The organism is Acinetobacter wanghuae (assembly GCF_009557235.1).
In the GTDB taxonomy this organism is placed as follows: domain Bacteria; phylum Pseudomonadota; class Gammaproteobacteria; order Pseudomonadales; family Moraxellaceae; genus Acinetobacter; species Acinetobacter wanghuae.
This window is the reverse complement of sequence record NZ_CP045650.1, coordinates 1-21,977: the sequence shown is the minus strand read 5'-3', so window position 1 is coordinate 21,977 and position 21,977 is coordinate 1. Positions and strand designations below refer to the sequence as shown.

18 protein-coding genes are annotated in these 21,977 nt (G+C 39.5%); 8 read left to right on the top strand and 10 right to left on the bottom strand.

Features of this window, described 5'->3' with window-relative positions; translation table 11 throughout:
* Window positions 1-11: 11 nt before the first annotated feature.
* A complete protein-coding gene (locus GFH30_RS00090) occupies window positions 12-1,082 on the bottom strand; it encodes an alpha/beta hydrolase (protein WP_153370002.1) in 1,071 nt (356 codons plus the stop codon).
* 201 nt (window positions 1,083-1,283) lie between these two features.
* On the opposite strand from GFH30_RS00090, the gene GFH30_RS00085 reads away from it, so the two are divergent.
* From GFH30_RS00085 to GFH30_RS00060, 6 genes are all read left to right on the top strand, one after another.
* Window positions 1,284-1,829 (top strand): hypothetical protein, encoded by a 546-nt coding sequence (locus tag GFH30_RS00085; protein WP_153370001.1) that lies wholly within the window; start codon window positions 1,284-1,286, stop codon window positions 1,827-1,829.
* A 64-nt stretch (window positions 1,830-1,893) separates the two neighbouring features.
* Window positions 1,894-2,052 carry a hypothetical protein gene (locus GFH30_RS00080; protein ID WP_153369999.1) on the top strand — a complete coding sequence of 53 codons (159 nt, stop codon included), beginning with the start codon at window positions 1,894-1,896 and terminating at the stop codon, window positions 2,050-2,052.
* A gap of 691 nt (window positions 2,053-2,743) precedes the next feature.
* The gene (gene grpE / locus GFH30_RS00075) at window positions 2,744-3,283 is read left to right on the top strand and encodes a nucleotide exchange factor GrpE (RefSeq protein WP_153373311.1); all 540 of its coding nucleotides are present in this window, start codon (window positions 2,744-2,746) and stop codon (window positions 3,281-3,283) included.
* A gap of 155 nt (window positions 3,284-3,438) precedes the next feature.
* Window positions 3,439-5,379, top strand: a complete 1,941-nt coding sequence (gene dnaK / locus GFH30_RS00070) for a molecular chaperone DnaK (protein WP_153369997.1) — start codon at window positions 3,439-3,441, stop codon at window positions 5,377-5,379.
* Window positions 5,380-5,519: 140 nt separating this feature from the next.
* The gene (locus tag GFH30_RS00065; RefSeq protein ID WP_153369995.1) at window positions 5,520-6,434 is read left to right on the top strand and encodes a matrixin family metalloprotease; all 915 of its coding nucleotides are present in this window, start codon (window positions 5,520-5,522) and stop codon (window positions 6,432-6,434) included.
* Between the two features lie 111 nt (window positions 6,435-6,545).
* Window positions 6,546-6,917 (top strand): hypothetical protein, encoded by a 372-nt coding sequence (locus GFH30_RS00060; RefSeq protein WP_153389447.1) that lies wholly within the window; start codon window positions 6,546-6,548, stop codon window positions 6,915-6,917.
* A gap of 64 nt (window positions 6,918-6,981) precedes the next feature.
* Here the strand turns inward: GFH30_RS00060 and erpA are convergent, their stop codons facing one another.
* The 4 genes from erpA to GFH30_RS00040 form a co-directional block, all read right to left on the bottom strand.
* Window positions 6,982-7,317 (bottom strand): iron-sulfur cluster insertion protein ErpA, encoded by a 336-nt coding sequence (erpA, locus tag GFH30_RS00055; RefSeq protein WP_153369991.1) that lies wholly within the window; start codon window positions 7,315-7,317, stop codon window positions 6,982-6,984.
* A 122-nt stretch (window positions 7,318-7,439) separates the two neighbouring features.
* Window positions 7,440-8,447, bottom strand: a complete 1,008-nt coding sequence (locus GFH30_RS00050; RefSeq protein WP_153369990.1) for a putative solute-binding protein — start codon at window positions 8,445-8,447, stop codon at window positions 7,440-7,442.
* A gap of 189 nt (window positions 8,448-8,636) precedes the next feature.
* On the bottom strand, window positions 8,637-9,647 hold the full coding sequence (locus GFH30_RS00045) for a putative solute-binding protein (protein WP_153369988.1): 1,011 nt from the start codon (window positions 9,645-9,647) through the stop codon (window positions 8,637-8,639).
* Between the two features lie 255 nt (window positions 9,648-9,902).
* Window positions 9,903-10,898 carry a putative solute-binding protein gene (locus GFH30_RS00040; RefSeq protein WP_153369986.1) on the bottom strand — a complete coding sequence of 332 codons (996 nt, stop codon included), beginning with the start codon at window positions 10,896-10,898 and terminating at the stop codon, window positions 9,903-9,905.
* Window positions 10,899-11,110: 212 nt separating this feature from the next.
* Here GFH30_RS00040 and GFH30_RS00035 point away from each other — a divergent pair, with 212 nt between their 5' ends.
* Both GFH30_RS00035 and GFH30_RS00030 read left to right on the top strand, forming a co-directional pair.
* On the top strand, window positions 11,111-13,051 hold the full coding sequence (locus GFH30_RS00035; RefSeq protein WP_153369984.1) for an ATP-binding cassette domain-containing protein: 1,941 nt from the start codon (window positions 11,111-11,113) through the stop codon (window positions 13,049-13,051).
* Window positions 13,052-13,379: 328 nt separating this feature from the next.
* The gene (locus tag GFH30_RS00030) at window positions 13,380-14,543 is read left to right on the top strand and encodes a zinc-dependent alcohol dehydrogenase (protein WP_153369982.1); all 1,164 of its coding nucleotides are present in this window, start codon (window positions 13,380-13,382) and stop codon (window positions 14,541-14,543) included.
* A gap of 516 nt (window positions 14,544-15,059) precedes the next feature.
* On the opposite strand, the gene GFH30_RS00025 is transcribed toward GFH30_RS00030, so the two are convergent.
* From GFH30_RS00025 to dnaA, 5 genes are all read right to left on the bottom strand, one after another.
* Window positions 15,060-15,407, bottom strand: coding sequence for a hypothetical protein (locus GFH30_RS00025; protein WP_153369980.1), 348 nt, complete (start codon window positions 15,405-15,407; stop codon window positions 15,060-15,062).
* Between the two features lie 174 nt (window positions 15,408-15,581).
* Window positions 15,582-18,050 carry a DNA topoisomerase (ATP-hydrolyzing) subunit B gene (gene gyrB / locus GFH30_RS00020; RefSeq protein WP_153369978.1) on the bottom strand — a complete coding sequence of 823 codons (2,469 nt, stop codon included), beginning with the start codon at window positions 18,048-18,050 and terminating at the stop codon, window positions 15,582-15,584.
* 43 nt (window positions 18,051-18,093) lie between these two features.
* Entirely contained in the window at window positions 18,094-19,176 is a 1,083-nt protein-coding gene (gene recF / locus GFH30_RS00015) for a DNA replication/repair protein RecF (RefSeq protein WP_153369976.1), read from the bottom strand.
* A gap of 25 nt (window positions 19,177-19,201) precedes the next feature.
* Complete coding sequence (gene dnaN, locus GFH30_RS00010; protein WP_153369974.1) at window positions 19,202-20,350, bottom strand: DNA polymerase III subunit beta; 1,149 nt, start codon at window positions 20,348-20,350, stop codon at window positions 19,202-19,204.
* Between the two features lie 108 nt (window positions 20,351-20,458).
* Complete coding sequence (dnaA, locus tag GFH30_RS00005; protein ID WP_153369972.1) at window positions 20,459-21,847, bottom strand: chromosomal replication initiator protein DnaA; 1,389 nt, start codon at window positions 21,845-21,847, stop codon at window positions 20,459-20,461.
* Window positions 21,848-21,977 lie beyond the last annotated feature (130 nt).

The window sequence follows — 21,977 nt, the reverse complement described above, 5'->3', positions numbered from 1 at the left end:
TGTAGAACTGTTTAGCTATTTTTATCCCAGAATTTACGGAAATGCTTACTCATCTCGATCACATGTTTCTTCGCTCGAGCTGAAATCGGAGTCATATTAATAAAGCCATGCGCTTGATCCACATATTCTTGGTAATAAACTTTCACGCCATTCTTTTGCAACTTATGCGCATAGATTGAACCTTCATCATGCAGGACATCATGACGTGCCGTAATCACATAAGCGGGTGCCAAATTCTTGGTTTGACCATAGGTTGGGGAAATAATAGGATCATCTAAAGCAACGTTATGTGTTTGGGCATAATGCTGTGTTACGCGCTCAATATCGTTTTCAGTTAAAACCAAACCATCTTTATAAGCATAATAAGAAGGATGACGACTTTTAAAGTCCATTGCAGGATAAATTAAAAGCTGTGCATTGGGCGCATAAGCTTTGTCTACGCTGCGCTGTGCAACCACCGCTGCCAAATTCCCCCCTGCACTATCGCCTGCAAGCGCAATTCGATTTTTTAAAATTTTAAATTGCTTGCTATGTTGATGTACCCACGCCAAAGCATCCTCACAAATTTTAACGATTTGCAATGGACTAGCTTCAGGTGCTAATGGATAACCAATACTGAGAACTTGTGCATTGGCGTGATTCGCCAACAAACGACAATATTCATCATGAGTATCTAAACTACCTACCAAAAAACCACCACCGTGATAAAAGACAATCATCGGTAATTTTTTATTAGGCGCTGGATGGTAATGCCGTGCAAAAATAGTCCCGTTTTGTAAAGGCAGTCTTAGGTCGTCGACCAACTTCACTTCAGTGGGCTTCGCTGCAATGGCTTGCATGTTCTGTTCAAACATTTCGCGTGAGCGCTTGATATCTTCGCCAATTAAACCCGCTTTGCCTTGTTTAATTTGCACTGCCATTAAGCATTTCACAAAAGAATCTAAATCTGGATACACATAGGGATATCCTAAAGCCTTCGCCAAAGCCTCTTGCGCGACAGAAGGAAGTTTGTCTAAAAATCGTGCTGCCTGACCTTGGCTTTTTTCCAACATCGATTGAAGGCGTTGTTGCATTACTGTCATTATTTTTGTCCTGTATTCACTCTTCTTCATATTTCTTACATGATTGCTCGAATATGAACATATTTTTATACATGTTCCAACAACTCAGTACATAGTGTTTCGCTTTAATACGCTAATCTTAATTAGACGAATTGTCATTGACAATTTAATAACGCATCTAAAGATTTATAACAAACTTTAGATTCATGAGGAGCAGCTATTATGGCTAAAAAATTAATATTGCTATCGATTGCGACGACGTTTTTAGCCGTAGGCTGTGTCGCACTTCCAGATGATGGCTACAATAACAATCGCTACGACAACCGTTATGACTATGGTTATAACCAAAACCGCCAATATGATAATCGTATTGAACGCCAACGTTGGGAAAACGAACAACAACGTCAACGCTTGGAACTTGAACGTCGTAAACAAGAGTTAGAACGTCGTAATTTAAATCAAAAGCGTCAAAGTCAGCTTGAGTTAGATCGACGTAAAGCAGAATTAAACCGCAATCGTCAACAAGCGGAATTAAACAAACGTAAGGCTGAACTTGACCGTAAACGTATTGAACAGCAGCGTAACAATGCTCAGCGTCAAAAACTCGACAATGCACGTAAAAATCAGCTTGAACAAAATAAACGTAGAGCCGATGACAATCGTAAACGTGCCGAGCAACAACGTAAAAATGCCAACGCACAAAATCAAAAGAAAGCAGATGAGCAACGTCGTAAACGTCAACAAGAGTTAGATCAACGCAGAAACTAGATCACAAAAGCCATAAAATCATTTAATCACTCAAGCTACATAGAATTGTTTTAAATGAGAGTCAGTGAAAACCGACTTATATAAAGAAGCCCATTCGTGGGTTTTTTTATTTTTAATACGAGATTCTGCTGGATATAACCGTAAAAAGATTCAGATACTTTTGAACGGGCAAAAAAAAGCTTACCAAGGGATTGGTAAGCCAGAAAACACATATCAAAAATAAGAAGAATCTACAGCGATAGAATCTGAAAACAATAATAGTGTTTGCGTCTATTATTGTGAAATACTTTATTGCTTAATGATTAATCGTTTTTATGTCTAAAAAAACATCAATAAAAAAATTTAGCAAAAAAAAGCTGAGCCTTGGGGAGTACTCAGCTGAAAAGGGTAAATCATAAAACAGTAACCTCATTCGGCTCTCTCCTCTAAACAAGGTCACTGCTCTTAACAATGATCATGCAATGATTTAGATCTAAATGAAAACAGTTAAAACTTATCGCTTTGATCCAAAATAGCGATTAATTCAGCTTGTAGTCTATTGTCAATTGAATTGAGCCAACATGAAACGACCAAGCAATCCAACCACGTTATTTTGATGGTTTTTGAAGCTTATCTCGATATGTGTGCCAATCAATCTATATAAACAAGACTTGATCTCACGTTGACGTTTTATCTCAATCTTGAGTCTTGTTTTAGGCTTCGTGCCGAGCAAATCTCATTTATCTGCATTTTTTTATCTATTTTTCGATAAATCTTAAATTTAATCGGGACTTTCGCTTGAATTTTTATTGCTTGCCCCGACTTCTTTAAGTAATCAAGAACTTCATAAGTCATGGCAGTTCGGTATTAACACAGTTAAACCTGATGGCTAAGGACTGTACATGTTTAAGAACCCATTTAAACGGAGTAAATCAATGGCAACTGAGCAAAATCAAGACGCTCAAGATCTTGGGCAAGAGCAAGCAGAAACGCAAACTCAGGCTGAAACTGAACAAGCTGAAGTTACCGTTGAATCGCTACAAGAACAGATTGCTCAACTTGAAGGTGACTTAAAGTTAGAAAAAGCACGTACAGCCAATGCGGTCTATGAAGCGCAAAAAAGCGTTGAACGTATTCAACGTGAGTCAGAAAAGCATAAAGATATCGTGCTAGAAAAATTTGCAAAACAACTGCTTGATTCAGTCGACAACCTTGAGCGTGCAATTGCCGCTGTGGGCGAAGAAAAATCGGCATTCTCTGAAGGCGTTGAATTGACCCTTAAATCATTGCTCACCACTTTAGAAAAATTTGGTGTAGTCGCTGTCGATACAGCCAATGGTTTTAATGCTGAGTTACATCAAGCAGTCGGTATTGCACCTGATGCAAAAGCCAATGAAATTGGCACCGTATTACAAAAAGGCTATAGCTTAAACGGTCGTCTACTTCGTCCTGCTATGGTTTTAGTCGGTCAATAAGACTAAGAATTTCGAGAGTTTTTCAATTTTTTTAAAAATATTTACTTGAAAAATTTTGATTGGCTCTCATATCGAACCACAAGTGAAACCCTTTTAATTTCTCTTCTATAGAGGGAAAGATTTGGGAATAAAAGAATTTTAGAGGAAACACCCAAATGGCTAAAATCATTGGTATTGACTTAGGTACAACGAACTCTTGTGTTGCTGTACTTGAAGGCGACAAAGTTAAAGTAATCGACAACGCAGAAGGCGCGCGTACAACTCCATCGATTATTGCGTATAAAGATGGTGAAATTCTTGTAGGTCAATCTGCGAAACGTCAAGCAGTGACTAACCCTAAAAATACATTATTCGCGATCAAACGTTTGATCGGTCGTAAGTACCAAGACCAAGCCGTTCAAAAAGACATCGGTCTTGTTCCTTACAAAATCATCAAAGCTGACAATGGCGATGCTTGGGTTGATGTAAACGATAAAAAATTAGCGCCACAACAAATCTCTGCTGAAATCTTGAAAAAGATGAAAAAAACAGCTGAAGATTACCTAGGCGAAACAGTAACTGAAGCGGTGATTACCGTTCCTGCTTACTTCAACGATGCTCAGCGTCAAGCGACTAAAGATGCAGGTAAAATTGCAGGTCTAGAAGTTAAACGTATCATCAACGAACCTACAGCAGCTGCGTTAGCGTTCGGTATGGACAAAAAAGAAGGCGACCGTAAAGTTGCTGTATACGACTTGGGTGGTGGTACTTTCGACGTATCAATCATCGAAATCGCTGACCTTGATGGCGACCAACAAATCGAAGTATTGTCTACGAACGGTGATACATTCCTTGGTGGTGAAGACTTCGATAACGCGTTAATTGAATACTTAGTGGAAGAATTCAAGAAAGAACAAAGCGTAAACTTGAAACAAGATCCGCTTGCACTTCAACGTTTAAAAGAAGCTGCTGAAAAAGCAAAAATCGAGCTTTCTTCTTCGAATGCAACTGAAATTAACCTTCCATACATCACAGCAGATGCAACTGGTCCTAAACACTTAGTGATCAATGTAACTCGCTCTAAACTTGAAGGTTTGGTTGCTGATTTAGTTGCTCGTACCATTGAGCCATGTAAGATTGCCCTTAAAGATGCTGGTTTAAATACTTCTGACATCTCTGACGTAATCTTGGTGGGTGGTCAGTCTCGTATGCCACTTGTACAACAAAAAGTACAAGAGTTCTTCGGTCGTGAGCCACGTAAAGACGTGAACCCAGACGAAGCTGTAGCAATGGGTGCTGCAATTCAAGGTGCTGTACTTTCAGGTGACAAAACTGACGTACTTCTTCTTGACGTAACACCGCTTACACTTGGTATTGAAACCATGGGTGGCGTGTTAACAGCAATCATCGAGAAAAACACCACGATTCCTGCGAAGAAATCTCAAGTGTTCTCAACTGCTGCCGACAACCAACCTGCTGTAGACATTTCTGTGTTCCAAGGTGAACGTAAAATGGCTCAGCAAAATAAATTGTTGGGTAACTTCCAATTGGGCGATATTCCACCTGCTCCACGTGGTGTGCCACAAATTGAAGTATCGTTCGACATCAACGCTGATGGTATCTTGAAAGTATCTGCGAAAGATAAGAGCACTGGTAAAGAACAATCTATCCAGATTAAAGCAAACTCAGGTTTGTCTGATGCTGAAATCGAAGCGATGATCCGTGATGCTGAAGCGAATGCTGAAGAAGATCGTAAATTCGAAGAATTAGCGAAAGCACGTAACGAAGCGGATGCGCTTGTATCTTCTGCTCAAAAAGCAGTGAAAGATCTTGGCGAACAAGTGACTGCAGACGAAAAAACTGCAATCGATGCTGCAGTAACTGAGCTTGAAGCTGCTACGAAAGAAAATGACGTAGAAGAAATTAAAGCGAAAACTGAAGCACTTCAAAACATCATCATGCCGATTACTCAACGTGCTTATGAAGCTGCGCAAGGTCAAGGCGGTGCTGAAGGTTTTGATCCAAACGCGTTCCAAGGCGGTGAAGGTCAATCTCAAAAAGCAGATGACGGCGTTGTAGATGCTGAATTCACTGAAGTTAAAGATGACAAAAAATAAGTTGTCGCTTTAATTTAACTCGAAAGAGTGAACAAAAAGACCGCGCGAAAGCGCGGTTTTTTTTATTTCAGCGATTTAACATCTAGGATTAAAGCTGCTTTTCAGCTACATTAATTTAAAAATAATCATTTAAAACTGTTATGCGCGCTCTTTTTTTTGCCCTTGGGGCGTTATTGTTCATCTGGCTCTTCTTTCCATCTCATCATCCCAATAAAGCCGAACATCGCACCACAGCTGATAAAATCATGCACCCTTTCGATACTCGCCTACGCTTTCGTTTGGGTGAGGTCGACCCTCGTTTCAATATCAGTCAATCTGAACTGATGCAGCTATGTGAAGATGCCATTCAAATTTGGCAAAAAGGCACCGACAAGCCATTATTGGTGTATGACCCTAAGGCAAAATTAACCATCAATCTGATTTATGACCAACGTCAGATGGAATATGAAGCTCAAAAGAACAGTCGAAAGCAATTAGATGAAGCGCAAAACATGAATCAACAACGTTCAGCTGAGTTAGACGATCGCTATAGTGCGTTAGAACAACGCAACCAACAACTGCAAATACAGCGCGATCAATTACATCAAGATTTTGAACAGTTAAATCAGCAACGTATGAGTTGGGCTCGTATTGAACATGAAAATGGTCCACATCGACAGCAGATCGAGCAACAATATCAACAACTCAAAGCTCAAGCTGAACAGCTTGATCAAGCCATTCGCAATTTAAAAGCTGAAAATGAACAATATAATCAACAGGTGCAGCAACATAATCAAAATATTCATGCCTACAATGTAAATGTCGATCATATGAATCAACGCTTTCCCCCACGCGAGTTTCATAAAGGCATTTATAACGGCAGACATATCGAAATTTATCAATTTGATAACAAAGATGACTTACGCCTGACTATTGCCCATGAACTTGGTCATGCATTGGGTCTCGATCACAACAGCGATCCTGAAGCGTTGATGTACCCTATTTTAGGCGGACAGAATATGCAAAATTTCAGCTTAAAAGAAGCAGATCGGATTATGCTGAGAGCCCTGCAATAAAATGTAAAAAATCCCTTAATCTTTTTATGCCTTTTTCGATATCGAACGTACAATCGCGCTGCTTTTCATGCTATTGTGAATATTAAATAAGCACCTAGCAACATATCGGAGATGCACGTGAGCTACTACCATATTTTAATTGAAGTGAATGATCACATTAGTACGGTGGATGAAACACGCGATATTCAAATTTTTGATATTGTTGAAATTCAGCCTTATCTTCATTCAATTTTACTGCCTTATTTTAATGAACAATTGATTGAACTTGATGATGAAAATATTGCTTTTAAAGATATTTTGCATCTTGAAGTTAAACAAACATTATTGCCAATTAAAGATTTAATTGAAGAAGAACAGCGCTTATTGCCAAGCGATACAGATATCACGATTACCGCTTATGAAGTGTTTAATCATCGTGCATTAAGTCAGGACGTGACTACGGCTATTTTTGATATTTTAGATGCCGTCAAACTCGAAAAATAAAATCATTTTAAATATAGCTGCCATAAAAAAATCCTCTTTAAGAGGATTTTTTTATGCATACCGATTAAATTGAGAAAGATGAACCACAACCACAGGTGGTCGTTGCATTTGGATTTTGCACAATAAAGCGTGAACCATCCAACCCTTCTACATAATCGACAACCGAACCCACTAAGTATTGATAGCTCAGTGAATCGACTAACATTTTTACATCACCGTTTACAAATTCTGCATCATCTTCATTTTGGCTTTCTGCAAAATTAAAACCATACGAGAAGCCAGAGCAACCGCCACCTGTTACATAAACGCGGAGCATTAAGTCTTGGTTACCTTCACTGTCGCGCAATTGGCGTACTTTATTTGCAGCATTGTCAGTGAGCTCAAGTGCTTGGGCATTCATGGTGGATTCCTCTTTTCAATGGGGTGTCTTTTAATGAAAAAGACCATATTTCAAGTATAACATACTCAATATATGGTCAGTTCTTTGAGATTAAAAGTCAATCCCGAGTATTTCCATCAAGATTACTTGTAATTCTCATCTTGTAAGGCACATTCGAAGTTTTTCGGATCATTCTTACAACGGAATTGCCATAATAATTTCATCATACGTTTGTCATAAATGCCACGTTTGGTTAAGTCGACACGCGCGTCACGCATCATTTTTTGATAACCCGGTTTATCTGCTGCAGGCACATCCATCCAATATTTACTTGGAATATCCGCTTTCATTTTGCCTAAGATATTAAAAGCACGCGGTAATTCACCTTTAATCCATTCTCGCGATTTTTGACCAAATCCTGCTGGGAATTTTTCTGGTCGAATCACAATATTACCCGTTACTTGTAAAATTGGATAATTCACAATTGCACCTTGGGTGCCTAGACCTTTATGTAACTCGAGCGGCTTGAATGCGGCTGCAGGCGCGCCAATAATGTCGACCTGACCATTGTTAAACATACTGGCAAAGTTAGTGATCTCAGCGCTGACGGCTTGTGCTCCAACCTGTTGCACCATAATTTTTTGTGCTTCGTCATAACTTAACACTGCAATCTTTTTACCTGCCGCTTTGGCAACGGTATTAATTTTGCGGTCGTTCACCAAAAGGTAAGCATCACCAATCGGAATCACACCGGCAATTTCATATTTACCTTGTACCATTTGTGGCGCAAATTTCGGGCTTGCTAAACCTTGCATGACTTTGACAGCCAAATTTAAATCGGTAATCGCACCAATGGCATCTAAAGAACCAGTAAATTTATTAAATTGACGACCACGCATACCTGTGACACTAATCCCGTCACATTTGCCTGCTTTAAAGTCTTCGGCAACAACTGCTTCATTAGTATTTACACGTAATTCGATATCCGCGCCCCATTTTTTAGCGGCAAGTTGGTAATCCTTCATGACGCTATACACGTCACCATTTTTACCCACTAAATCAAAAACACAAACGACTTGCTTGGCTTGGGTTATACCTGAAAATGCAGCAATACCCATTCCCATGACGAGGGTTTTTAAAGCTAATTTCATACGAATTCTATCCTTATTCAATGATTTTTATTTTGGAAGTACACGTACATATCTCTATTCTTATTCGATGATATGACGCTAAAATTTTATTTAGCTTAGCCTGTTTAAACACAATGACAATGGCTCAGATGACAGTCGTGATATAAAAAAAGCCTAGATTAATCTAAGCTTTTTTCTTTTAAAATCAAATTATTCGCCGCTAGTTGAACATTCAAAGTTTGCTTTATCGACAGAGCAACGTGCTTTTTTAAGTACACTCATCATTGCTGGGTCATAAATGCCTTTTTTGGTCATATCCATACGACCATCACGCAACATTTTTTGATATTTTAATTTTTCATCAGCTGCTAAGTTCATTTTGTATTTCGCTGGAATTTCACCTTCTAAGCGATTGATCATCGCAATACTTTTCGGTAAGTTTTTCACAAACCAATCACGTGATTTTTGACCAAAGCCTGCAGGGAATTTTTCTGGTCGAATCACAAAATCAACAGTGACATGCAATACTGGGAAGTTGAACATTGCGCCATTGGTACCTAAACCTTTATAAATTTCTAAAGGTTTATAGGCATAAGCCGGTGCACCGACCATGTCAACCTGACCATTATTGAACTTCGCGACAAAGTTAGAGACATCAGAAAGAACGGCTTGAGCGCCAACACGTTGCACCATGATTTTTTGTGCATCGTCATAGCCTAATACCGCAAATTTCTTACCGGATGCCTTTTCAATGGAATCGATCTTTTTGTCACGGACAAAAATAAACGCTGAACCTAAAGGTGCAATACCTGCGATTTCATATTTTTTACCGCCTAAATTCGTCACCATTTTTGCAGCATTACGTTTGTCTAAAGCGAACGTAATCGCACGTTGTGCAATCGCATTACTTGGTGCACCGCCTAGTGAATCAATCGAACCTACAAATTTATTGTATTGACGTGCACGCATTGCAGTCATAAAGACAGCATCACATTTACCTGCCTTAAAGTCACTATCAGCAACAGCTTCGTCTTGGCGTGCAATGAGGTTCACATCTGCCCCCCAACCTTTTGCTGCCAAAGCCCATTCTTGTGCCATTTGGAATGATTCACCTGATTTACCAAGCAAGTCAAAAATACAGATATCGAGTTTTGCCGCCTGAGCGGTATTGGTTAAACCAATTGCAGTCAATGCAGCCAAAGATAGGAGCGTTTTTTTCATTCTGGTGTTCCTTTAAAATCTTGTTGTTTGGGAGTGTGGTCCATACACGCCTCAAATATTAAGCAAGTTTCTCCAAAAAAAATAGAGCTTTTACTCCAAAAAATAAAGTTAAAATGCCACCCAGTTATTTGTGCAACTTATTTTGGAGTCGATATATTTTTTAAATGCTTCAATATCAATATATTATAAATATTTAGCTAAATAAAATAATTACATTTTGACTTTAAGTGTTACAAAGATAAACACTTTTTGAGGCTATTCACCTGAAATTGAGCATTCAAAATTGGTTCGTTCAACCGTACAACGGGCTTTTTTAAGTACAGTCATCATCATGGGGTCATAAATACCTTGTTTGGTTAACTCAATTCGACCCTCTCGAATAATTTTTTGATAACTCAGTTTTTCTTCACGGCTCAGATTCATCATGTATTTTTTAGGAATATCCGCTTCCATCCGTTTTACCATTGCAAAACTTTTCGGTAATTGTTTCACAAACCAAGCTCTTGATGCAGTCGCAAAGCCTTCCGCAAATTTATCCTGACGAATAATTAAGTCTGCAGTGACATTGACCACTGCAAAATTGATCATGCCACCTTTCGTGCCTAATCCTTTAGAAATTTCGAGTGGTTTAAATGCATAGGCTGGTGCCGCAATCACATCGACTTCGCCTTGATTGAATTTTTTAATAAAATTAGAAATATCTGACATCACAGGCACCGCACCAATACGATCAGTCATAGCTTTTTGTGCATAGTCATAATGCAGTACTGCGAATTTTTTGCCTTCGATATGTTCGATTTTATTCATGGCACGATCACGAACAAAAATATACGCTGTTCCAATTTGTCCAATACCAGCAACTTCAAATGTATCTTTTCCAACTTGATTGATTAGGCGTTTGCTATTGCGTTTATCTAATGCATAACTAATGGCTTTCATTGCAATATCATTGCTTGTCACGCCACCAATGGCATCAATTGAACCGGCAAACTTGTTATAAGCACGCGCCCGCATAGAAGTCATATAAAAGCCATCACATTTGCCTGCTTTAAAGTCTTGATCAACTTTGGCTTCATCTTGATACGCAATGAGACGCACCTCCATGCCCCATTGCTTACTTGCAAGCGCCCATTCTTCAATGAGTTTATAAGATTCACCCGATTTCCCAAGTAAATCAAAAACACAAATATCTGCTTTGGCAAAACTCGTCTGTGCAATCAATGCAGATAATATCAATAATATTTTTTTCATTGTGGTCCGTCTGTTTTTATTTTTAAGTATGTCATTACTATAAAATCAAATGAACATAAAGAATAGAGTAATTATTCTATTTTATTTATAGAGGCAAATTGCTTAAAAAACAATCATTAAATTCAGTCTATGAATTAAACAGCATTGATTTTTTATTTTCGTATCTGATTCCTTTAGAATAGCGCCACTATTCATCTCATTTAGATATTTCAATGATTCAGTTAGATCAGCTTTCTATACGTCGCGGTGGACGTGTTTTATTTCAAAAAGCGTCGATGCAGTTACACCCTGGATGGAAAATTGGCCTTACTGGCGTCAATGGTGCAGGTAAATCAACGCTATTTTCAGCGTTACTTGGTGGTATGGAGTCAGATGGTGGTTCATTAACACGTCCTCCAGTATGGACGGTCGCACATATGGCGCAGGAAATTAAAGCGCTAGATATGAAAGCGATTGATTTCGTACTTTCAGGTGATGAAGAATATTGGGAAATCCAACATAAATTGGATCATCCAGATCAACTCAACGATGATGAATTGGCACATTTATACGGTCGATTTGATGAAATTTCCGGTTATTCAGCACCATCTAAAGCATCACAATTGATGGCAGGTTTGGGTTTCTTTGAGCATCAGTCTCAGCTTGATGTTTCAAGTTTCTCGGGTGGTTGGCGTATGCGTCTGAACCTTGCGCGTACCCTCATGAGCCGTTCAGATTTATTGTTACTTGATGAACCGACCAACCATTTAGACTTAGATGCAATTTTATGGTTAGAAGATTGGCTCAAAGCGTATGAGGGTACATTAGTCCTCATTTCGCACGACCGTGATTTCTTAGATGCCATTACCGATCATATTTTACATATTGAAAACCAAGAACTCATTCTTTACACCGGTAACTACTCGACTTTCGAGCGTACGCGTAGTGAACGTTTGGCTCAACAACAACAAGCCTATGAAAAACAATTAGAAACACGTGCGCATTTGCAAAAATATATTGATCGCTTTAAAGCGCAAGCGACCAAAGCTAAACAAGCACAAAGCCGTATTAAACAACTTGAACGTATGCAGGAACTTTCGGCTGCACATGTCGATACGCCATTTACCTTTAGTTTCCGTGAACCCACTAAAATGAGTTCGCCGTTGCTCGAGCTTGAACATGCCGATATCGGTTATGGCGACAAACTCATTGTGACCAATGTAAATTTACAAATCACCCCAACCAGTCGTATTGGTTTACTCGGTATGAACGGGGCGGGTAAATCGACCTTAATCAAATCTTTGGTCGGTGATTTAGAACTCATGCAAGGCACACGCAAAGATTCTGAACTACTGAATATTGGTTATTTTGCTCAGCATCAAATGGATGCGTTGGATGGTAAAGCAAGTCCAATGTTGCAACTTGCGCGTATTGCAGACAAAAAAATCAGTGAAGCAACATTGCGTGCGTTCTTAGGTAGTTTTGGTTTCAGTGGCGAACGTATGGATACGCCAAGTGAAAGCTTCTCAGGCGGTGAACGTGCGCGTTTAGCCTTAGCATTGATTGTTTGGAAACGTCCAAACGTGCTGATTTTGGATGAACCGACCAACCATTTAGACTTAGATATGCGCCATGCATTGACGATGGCATTACAAGATTTTGAAGGTGCTGTGGTTCTGGTATCGCACGAACGTCAATTGGTAGCGAGCGTTTGTGACGAACTGATTTTAGTACATGGCGGTCAAAGTCGTGAATTTGATGGTGACTTGGTTGCTTATGCAGACTGGTTACGTCAAGCCCGCATTGAGATGATCAAAAATGGTCAAAAACCGGCGGCACCCGTGAAATCTCAAGTTGAAGTCAAAACCACGATTTCAAAACTTGATAAAGAAGCACAGCGTAAAGAGGCTGCGCGCCAACGTGAGTTAAGCCGCCCGATTCGTAAAAATATTGAAAAGACTGAAGCGCAAATTGCTAAAATTCAACCGCGTTTATTAGCTATTGAAACTGCTTTAGGCGATAGCGAATTGTACGAAGCCTCGCGCAAAGATGATTTACTTAAACTCATGAATGAACAAACTGAGTTAAAAAATCAACTCGCTGCAGCTGAAGAAAGCATGTTAGAGATGATGATGGAACTCGAAAATCTTGAGCAATCTTTTCAAAATATTTAACTTTTAAATCATCTAAAATTTAAAGATGTGTGATGAATATCACACATCTTTTTTTATGTCTGAAGAACAATGAAAAGAATTAAGGTGAATCTGCTCTATTTTTCTCATGATTTAAACAACAAAAATAAATCTAAATGATTGATAGCTAAAAGCTAGAATTGAAAAATTACCAAAGCATCATATAAAGCATTTTTTTAAACAGTTGTCGTGCTCATTTTATACACTCATTTACAGCACTCGCATGCATCATAAAGCTCTGATCAAGATTCATAAGGAACAGCCTTATTTGAGGCTGCCTATTTCATATTGAACGAGAAAGGAAATCCATATGCGTGCACTGACTTATCATGGTACTCGAGATGTACGAGTTGAATCCGTTCCAGATCCAATTATTCAAGAAGCTGATGATGTTATTTTAAGAGTAACCGCGACTGCCATTTGCGGTTCAGATTTACACCTTTATCACGGGAAAATTCCTGCGACGGAACAAGGTGATATTTTTGGTCATGAATTTATGGGGGTCGTTGAAGAAGTCGGTTCTGAAGTGACCGCTGTTAAAAAAGGTGATCGGGTCATTATTCCCTTTGTGATTGCTTGTGGTCATTGTTTCTTCTGTGAACATGACTTAACTGCAGCCTGTGAAAATACCAATTCAGGACGTGGTGCTATCATTAATAAAAAGCAAATTCCACCGGGAGCAGCATTATTTGGTTACAGCCATTTATATGGCGGTATACCGGGCGGACAAGCAGAATATGTCCGAATTCCCAAAGGCAATATTGGTCCCTTTAAAGTACCGGGCTCATTGCCTGATGAAAAAGTATTATTCCTGACCGATATTTTACCGACAGCATGGCAAGCGGTTACCAATGCGCAAGTACAACGTGGTTCGAGTGTTGCGATTTATGGTGCAGGTCCTGTCGGACTATTGGCAGCAGCCTGTGCAAAAATGCTTGGAGCTGAACAGATTTTCATGGTCGATCATCATGCTTATCGTTTGCAATTTGCCCATCAAACCTATGGTGCAATTCCCGTAAACTTTGATGAAGTCGATGCAGCCGCCTTTATTATTGAACGTACGGCAGGCTATCGTGGCGTAGATGCTGTAATTGATGCCGTAGGTTTTGAAGCAAAAGGCAGTATGGTCGAAACCGTCTTGACCAACTTAAAAATAGAAGGTTCTAGTGGTTTCGCACTACGTCAATGCATTGCAGCTGTGCGTCGTGGTGGCGTTGTGAGTGTCCCAGGGGTTTATGCGGGTCCAATTCATGGTTTCTTATTTGGAGATGCTTTTGATAAAGGTCTGACTTTCAAGATGGGACAAACACATGTACATCATTATTTACCACAACTGTTGGAATTTGTTGAAAATGGCGACCTTTCACCAGAAGTCATTATTACCCACCGCATGAAACTCGCTGATGCAGCAGAAGGCTATCGAATTTTTGATAAGCGTGAGGAAGATTGCCGAAAAGTGATTTTAACGCCTTAAGCAATCCATCAAAAAGCGTCCATTGGACGCTTTTTTTAATTTTAGGATTCTCATCAATTGAACATTTAAAATTATTTTTTGAGATTGAGCACTGCTACATACATTTAAAACGAAAGAAAAATATTAAATAATTTTATGTAGATACACCTGTGTGTAGAACCACTAAACAAAGAGAAATTATAATAATTTAATGTTCCACGACTATTATTTAGTTTAAATTAAACAACACATAGACGACTGATAAATATATGAAAAAATTGATAAGCGTGAATGAGAGACCGTATCAAAAGCTTTTAAATTTATAACATTCATTTTAAATTCAAAACAAAAACTTATAGCGCCTATTTTATTTTTAAATTTAAAAAGATGCCATCATTATTTAAATTATGCATGTGGATGATATTTTATTTTTCATATAATTAATATGGATAACTTTGGAGTTATCCACAGTATTGATTAGTATTTGAGCTATTTATTTAAATTACTTTTCTTGTATTTATCATTCTATTTTTCTTTTTAATCCTTAAGAAATCTTAACTCACTAATTTTCCATTCATTTTCATATAGCCATATTTCTTGAATTTTTTGCTTTGAGGACTCAAGCCCAATTTGAATATGGCATTCGGTTTGATCGCGATTAAACTCATAGTTCTCAAATTCGACATCTAGGATCTGTGGTTTCCACACCCCATTTTGCACCGCATGCGCGATCAAATCATAGCGTGTGTAATTGCTCTCAACACGACCTTGTTGCTCATAAACCACCTTAAAATCTTCACGTTCATAACGACGTAGTACGTCATAATGACCTGCAAAAAATGCATCCATCCAAATGTCACGGATTTGCTCTAACTCATTATCCATTTCAATGACCTCACACAGTGATATCGATTTAAAACGAGAATATTTCAATCTCTTGATTACATAATTAAAAGAGAATATGCCTCATATTTTGAGTATAGTTTGAACGACTTAAATGACAATATCATAAAAAAAGCACCTCGAAAGGTGCTTTTTTCAGATCATTCTGTAAGCAAATTAAGCATCAATATCTGCATTTAATGCATTTTCTTCAATGAAGGCACGACGTGGTTCAACATCATCACCCATCAAGCAAGAGAACATGCGATCCGCTTCAATAGCATCTGTTACCGTGACTTGTAGCATATTACGGTTTTCAGGATCCATCGTCGTTTCCCAAAGCTGTTCAGCGTTCATCTCGCCCAAACCTTTGTAACGCTGAATCATCATGCCACGACGTGAATCTGTGATAATTTGTTGCCAAACTTGATGGAAGGTATTTACAGGAATCTTACGATCGCCTTTTTGTAAATAAGCACCCTCTTCTAACAAAGTGAACCAGCTACGCGAGTTTTTAAGCAAACGTGCATACTCACTTGAACCCAATAGACCAGATTCTAATAAATACGCATGCGGCAAGTTATGCACATAGATGGTAATACGTGGCCAATACGTCGTGGTTTTATTACCGTCAGCATCTTCTTTTTCGAAGCTTTCAAGCATTAATTCCGGACGTAAACTTGGTTGTGTCAATTCAATATTGGCACGAAGCTGCTCGCCCCATTGCTGCACATAAGCTTCGTCAAATGCTTGATCAAGCTTAAAGCCATCTTGCGCCAATAAACCATCAAGTAAGCTTGCAGGATAACGAAGGGTTAAACGATGCAAACTCTTTTGTGAGGTTTGATAATCGGCAATGACTTTTGCCAAAGATTCACCACGAATTGCCGGTGCTTGAGCACTAATATGCAACTCAAGTTCATCAATCGCATTTGAAATCAGGTAAGTTTCAAGCGCATCGTTATCTTTTAGATACTGCTCTTGTTTGCCTTTTTTCAGTTTATACAGTGGTGGTTGGGCAATATAAATATGACCACGTTCCACAAGCTCAGGCATTTGACGGAAGAAGAAGGTCAACAGTAGCGTACGAATGTGCGAACCATCGACGTCGGCATCGGTCATGATGATGATTTTGTGATAACGCAATTTATCAGGATTGTATTCTTCACGGCCAATACCACAACCGAGTGCAGTAATCAGTGTGCCCACTTCTTGCGATGAAATCATCTTGTCGAAACGCGCACGTTCCACGTTCAAGATTTTACCTTTCAACGGCAAAATTGCTTGCATCTTACGGTTACGACCTTGCTTTGCAGAACCGCCCGCAGAGTCACCTTCGACCAAGTACAATTCAGACAAAGCTGGATCTTTCTCTTGGCAATCCGCCAATTTACCTGGCAGACCTGCAATATCAAGCGCACTCTTACGACGCGTCATTTCACGTGCTTTACGTGCTGCATCACGCGCACGCGCTGCATCAATGATTTTGCCTGCAATTGATTTAGCAGCTTGTGGATTTTCCAATAAGTATTCAGAGAATGACTTATTCATGGCTTGTTCAACCGCAGTTTTCACTTCGCTTGAAACTAGTTTTTCTTTGGTCTGAGAAGAGAATTTTGGATCAGGCACTTTTACTGACACAATCGCGGTTAAGCCTTCACGTGCATCGTCACCAGAAACAACGACTTTTTCTTTTTTCAGAATATTTTCGCTGTCCATATAGCTGTTCAGACCACGTGTTAACGCAGCACGGAAACCAGCTAAATGGGTACCACCATCTTTTTGTGGAATGTTGTTGGTAAAGCAACGAACATTTTCTTGATAAGAATCATTCCATTGCAATGCAACTTCAACCCCAATACCATTCTCAGCTTGAGTGGTAAAGTGGAAGATTTCATTCAAATGAGTTTTACCTTGGTTAATATATTTAACGAACTCAGATAAGCCACCTTCGTAGTCGTAAACATGTTCAAAGTTAACCCGCTCATCACGAATTACAATACGCACACCAGCATTCAAGAATGACAGTTCACGTAAACGACGCGATAAAATATCAACATTGAAAATAGTCTGACTAAAGGTTTCAGCACTTGGGTAAAAACGAATGGTTGTACCTGAGGTATCGGTTGTACCTGTTTCACGTAGTTTATAAACTGGATCACCATGGCGGTATTCCTGTTCATACGATTTGCCACCACGACGGATACTCAAGAGCAGTTTTTCAGACAAGGCATTAACCACTGAAACACCAACGCCGTGTAAACCGCCAGAAACCTTATAGCTATTATCGTCAAACTTACCGCCGGCATGCAGAATGGTTAAAATCACCTCTGCTGCAGACACACCTTCTTCAGGGTGAATATCGGTTGGAATACCACGACCGTTATCTGAAACGCTCACAGATTCATCTTCATGAATAGTGACTAAAATTTCATCACAGTGTCCCGCGAGGGCTTCATCGATCGAGTTGTCGACTACTTCAAACACCATGTGATGTAAGCCAGTACCATCATCAGTATCACCAATGTACATGCCTGGACGCTTACGTACTGCGTCTAACCCACGTAATACCTTGATGCTCGAGGAGTCATAAGCCTTTTCAATGGTTTGTTCTGTTTGAGAAGCAGCTTGATCTTCTGAACTCATGGTTTCTCCCTAGTGAAAAATAGGTCTATCCAAACTTGGAAAATTAGTGCACAACAACTTGAACTGTACCGTTTTCAACGTTGAATAACTGATATGAGATAGACAAATCATGTAGGTGCTTTTGTACTGATTCATGGTCTAATGTGGTAATAAAAACTTGACTACCAAGCTGGCTCAATCGCTCAATTAAACGTTGTTGTGCGGTTAAATCTAATTCTGCTGTTACATCATCTAATAATACCACAGTTTCCTTATTACAAGCATGTAGCATTGCGATTTGCGACAGTTTTAACGCAGTCATAAGCAGCTTTTTCTGACCACGCGATAGGATCACGTCCGCATCACCCAAATCGGTCTTTAAACGCAAATCAGCGCGATGTGGACCATATTCTGTATGCCGTCTATCCACATCACGTTGATGATAATTAGTGAGATCGTTGAGCAACCCCGTCTCTGTATGAAAACCTGGACTATATTCCAAACTCACCTGAACATCAGGCAACAACTTTTTAAGATCTTGCTCAAAAAGAGGTTTCCATTGTTCCACGATGCCCACGCGCTGCGAATGTAAAATCTCACCATATTCACTGAGCATCTGATTCCAAGGTTCTAGATCAGAAAGTCTTAAGGAACGTCTAGATTTCAGCAAACTATTTCGTTGTTTTAAGGCACGTGCATAATATTGCCAAGCGTGGAAAAACTCAGGTTCCACGTGGAACATCAACCAATCTAAAAGTTGTCGTCGTGGCTTGGCACCATGATCAATAGTGTCGGTACTTTGTGGATCGATCAGTTGCAAAGGAAGTAATTTAGCAAGTTGCCCTTGAGTAGCCACCAAATCACCGTTCACTTTAATTAGCTGCTCACCACTTGCCATTTTTTGCATACCAATCTTTTCTGTTAAAGACTGCGCAAATACAATCGCATCCTGTGTACTGTGCTGGATATAGTTTTTAGGAATGTGGGTACGAAAGGATCGGCCAGTCGCGAGTAAATGAATAGCCTCTAAAATAGAAGTTTTACCCGAACCATTTGCGCCGTAAAAAACATTAAACGGCTGCAATCCTTGGAGAGCAACCGTTTTTAAGTTTCGTACACGCTCAATATGTAAACGCGTAATATGCATAAATTAATTCAGCATCGAAAATGATTTAGACACGCATCGGCATCACAACATAGGTCTGATCGGTGTGTGCAGGATCTTGTACCAATACTGATTGATTTGCCTCTGTCATGGTCATAGAGACATCATCACCGTCAAGCACACCAAGCACTTCAATCAAGTACTGTGCATTGAATGACATTTCCAAAGGTGAATCTGCATATTGAATTGCTAAGTCTTCAATTGCTTCATCTTGCTCTGGGTTATTAGCACGAAGCTGTAAAGAATCGGCATCAAAATTCAGGAATACACCACGTAATTTTTCATTACTTAAAATCGCAACGCGTTGCAACGATTGCTTAAATACATCATGTGCAATCATGACAACTTTATCACCACCACGTGGAATCACACGACGATAGTCAGGGAATTTACCATCAATCAACTTCGTGGTGAAACGAACGGTAATATCACCCTGCTCTTTATCACGACTTGGTGCTTGAATGGTCACGTTTAATAATTCACGACCAATCAGTAAAGACAACTGTTCATCTTCAACACTAAGCAAGCGCTGTAATTCAGCCACAGCTTTACGTGGAACAATCGCCTGGATGGGTTGTGTTGCCGTAGATTGCGCTGTGGTTTCACAAAGTGCTAAACGGTGACCATCTGTAGTCACTGCGCGCAATTGATTCGCATCAATTTCAAGTAATGTACCTGTTAAATAAAAACGCACATCTTGAACAGCCATTGCAAAAGCAGTCTTTTCAAACAGACGCTTTAACTCGCGTTGAGTCACTATGACTTGCGTACCTTGCGCATTTTCATTGGCAAGCAATGGGTAATCATCGGCAGGTAAAGTACCCAATACAAAACGGCTATTGCCTGATTTTAAAATGCAGCGTTGATCATCTGTAATTTGCAGATCAATCAATGCCGATGATGGCAATGATTTACAGATATCAATGAGTTTACGTGCGGGCACAGTCGTAACACCGGCTTGCAGACACGCACCTTCAGCTAAGGTGGTACTTGCCACCAATTCAACTTCTAAATCCGAACCTGTCACCGTTAATGCATCTTGCGATACTTGGATTTTAAGGTTGGATAGAATATTTAAAGTATGGCGACGTTCAACCGCTCCTACGACATGTGAGAGAACATTCAGTAAGCTTTCTTTCGCGATTTTTAAACGCACGGTACATTCCTCTAAAACTGAAGATAAATATAGAAAAAATTAATTTTTAGCAGTGTACTATGCGGCAAAAAAAGCCGCATAGCAAGAATAGAATTTGATCAGATTTGCTTAACTTTGCAACAAGCGTTGTAAGTTTTTATAGTCTTCATTGAAGATCGGATCTTCTTCACGCAGACTCTGAACTTTCTCACACGCGTGCATAACTGTACTGTGATCACGACCACCAAAAGCCATGCCAATTTCAGGGAAACTATCACCTGTCAGTTCACGTGCCAAGCCCATTGCCAGTTGACGAGGACGAGCATAAATACGCGTCCGTTTTGGTCCTACAATTTCCTTCAGTGGAATACGGAAATATTCACTTACGACACGCTGAATATTTTCAGTGCTGATGGTGCGTGCACGAATCGCAAGAACATCTTTGAGTGATTCACGCACGACATCTAAATCAATCGATGTACCTTTGAAACGTGAAATCGCGACAACCTTGTTCAATGCACCTTCTAATTCACGAACGTTGGCAACCACTTGCTGTGCAATAAACAAAGCACAATTACGTGGTAAATCCACATCACTATTTTCTGCTTTTTTCAGCAAAATTTCGATACGTGTTTCAATATCAGGCGGCTCAACACCAACCGATAATCCCCAAGAAAAACGAGAAACCAAACGTGGATCGAGTTCAGTTAATTCTTTTGGATAGCGATCTGATGTTAAAATAATTTGTTTTGATTCATCTAATAATGCGTTGAAGGTATAGAAAAATTCCACCAAACTTGCTTCTTTACCTGCAAGTAAATGAATATCATCAACCAACAACAAATCCAAAGATCGGCAATTTTTCTTAAACTCTTCAACTTTACCTTGTTGTAAAGAGCTGACAAAATCTTGTACAAAACTTTCAGCGGTCATGTACATGACACGCGCATTTGGTTTCGCTTGTAATAATGCATTCCCTACTGCTTGCATTAAATGCGTTTTACCCAAACCTGTTGGCCCATATAAAAATAATGGATTGTGTTGCGAGGCACCCAATTGCGTAAGGACTTTCCGACAAGTCTCTGCTGCCATTTGATTTGAACGACCTTCGACAAATAATGAGAAGGTAAATAGCGGATTAAGCTGGCGCTTTCGGCTGTTTTTAATCGTTTCTTCTTTTTCTTTACGTGGACGTGGGGTTGGTGCAGTCACAGGCATTGGCGTTGAATCCAGAGCAGCTGTTGTGGTCGCAGGTTGTTCACTTGACGATAAAATAGCACCTGGTCGAGAATCAACTAAAATCTCGACTTTACGCACACGCCCTTCTGACAATTGTTCTGCCAAAATAGAAATGAGTTCTAAATGATGTTCTTGTATATAACGCGTCCAATACGGATTAGGCGCATACAGTCGGAGGGTGTCTGTCAATTCTTCAGCAACTAATGGCCGAATCCACATTGTAAAGACATTTCCAGATAGCTCTTGTCGCAAGCGATTTAAGCACTCTGTCCAAAGCATGTGAATCCCCTATTTCATTCCATTGAGTTGTAAAACATATACCGCTATCAGAAGCGGGTCGCCATTCTAACTAAGTTATCCACATCTGTCATGGCAAATTCAACATAATTTCTTCAAATAAGAAGATTGG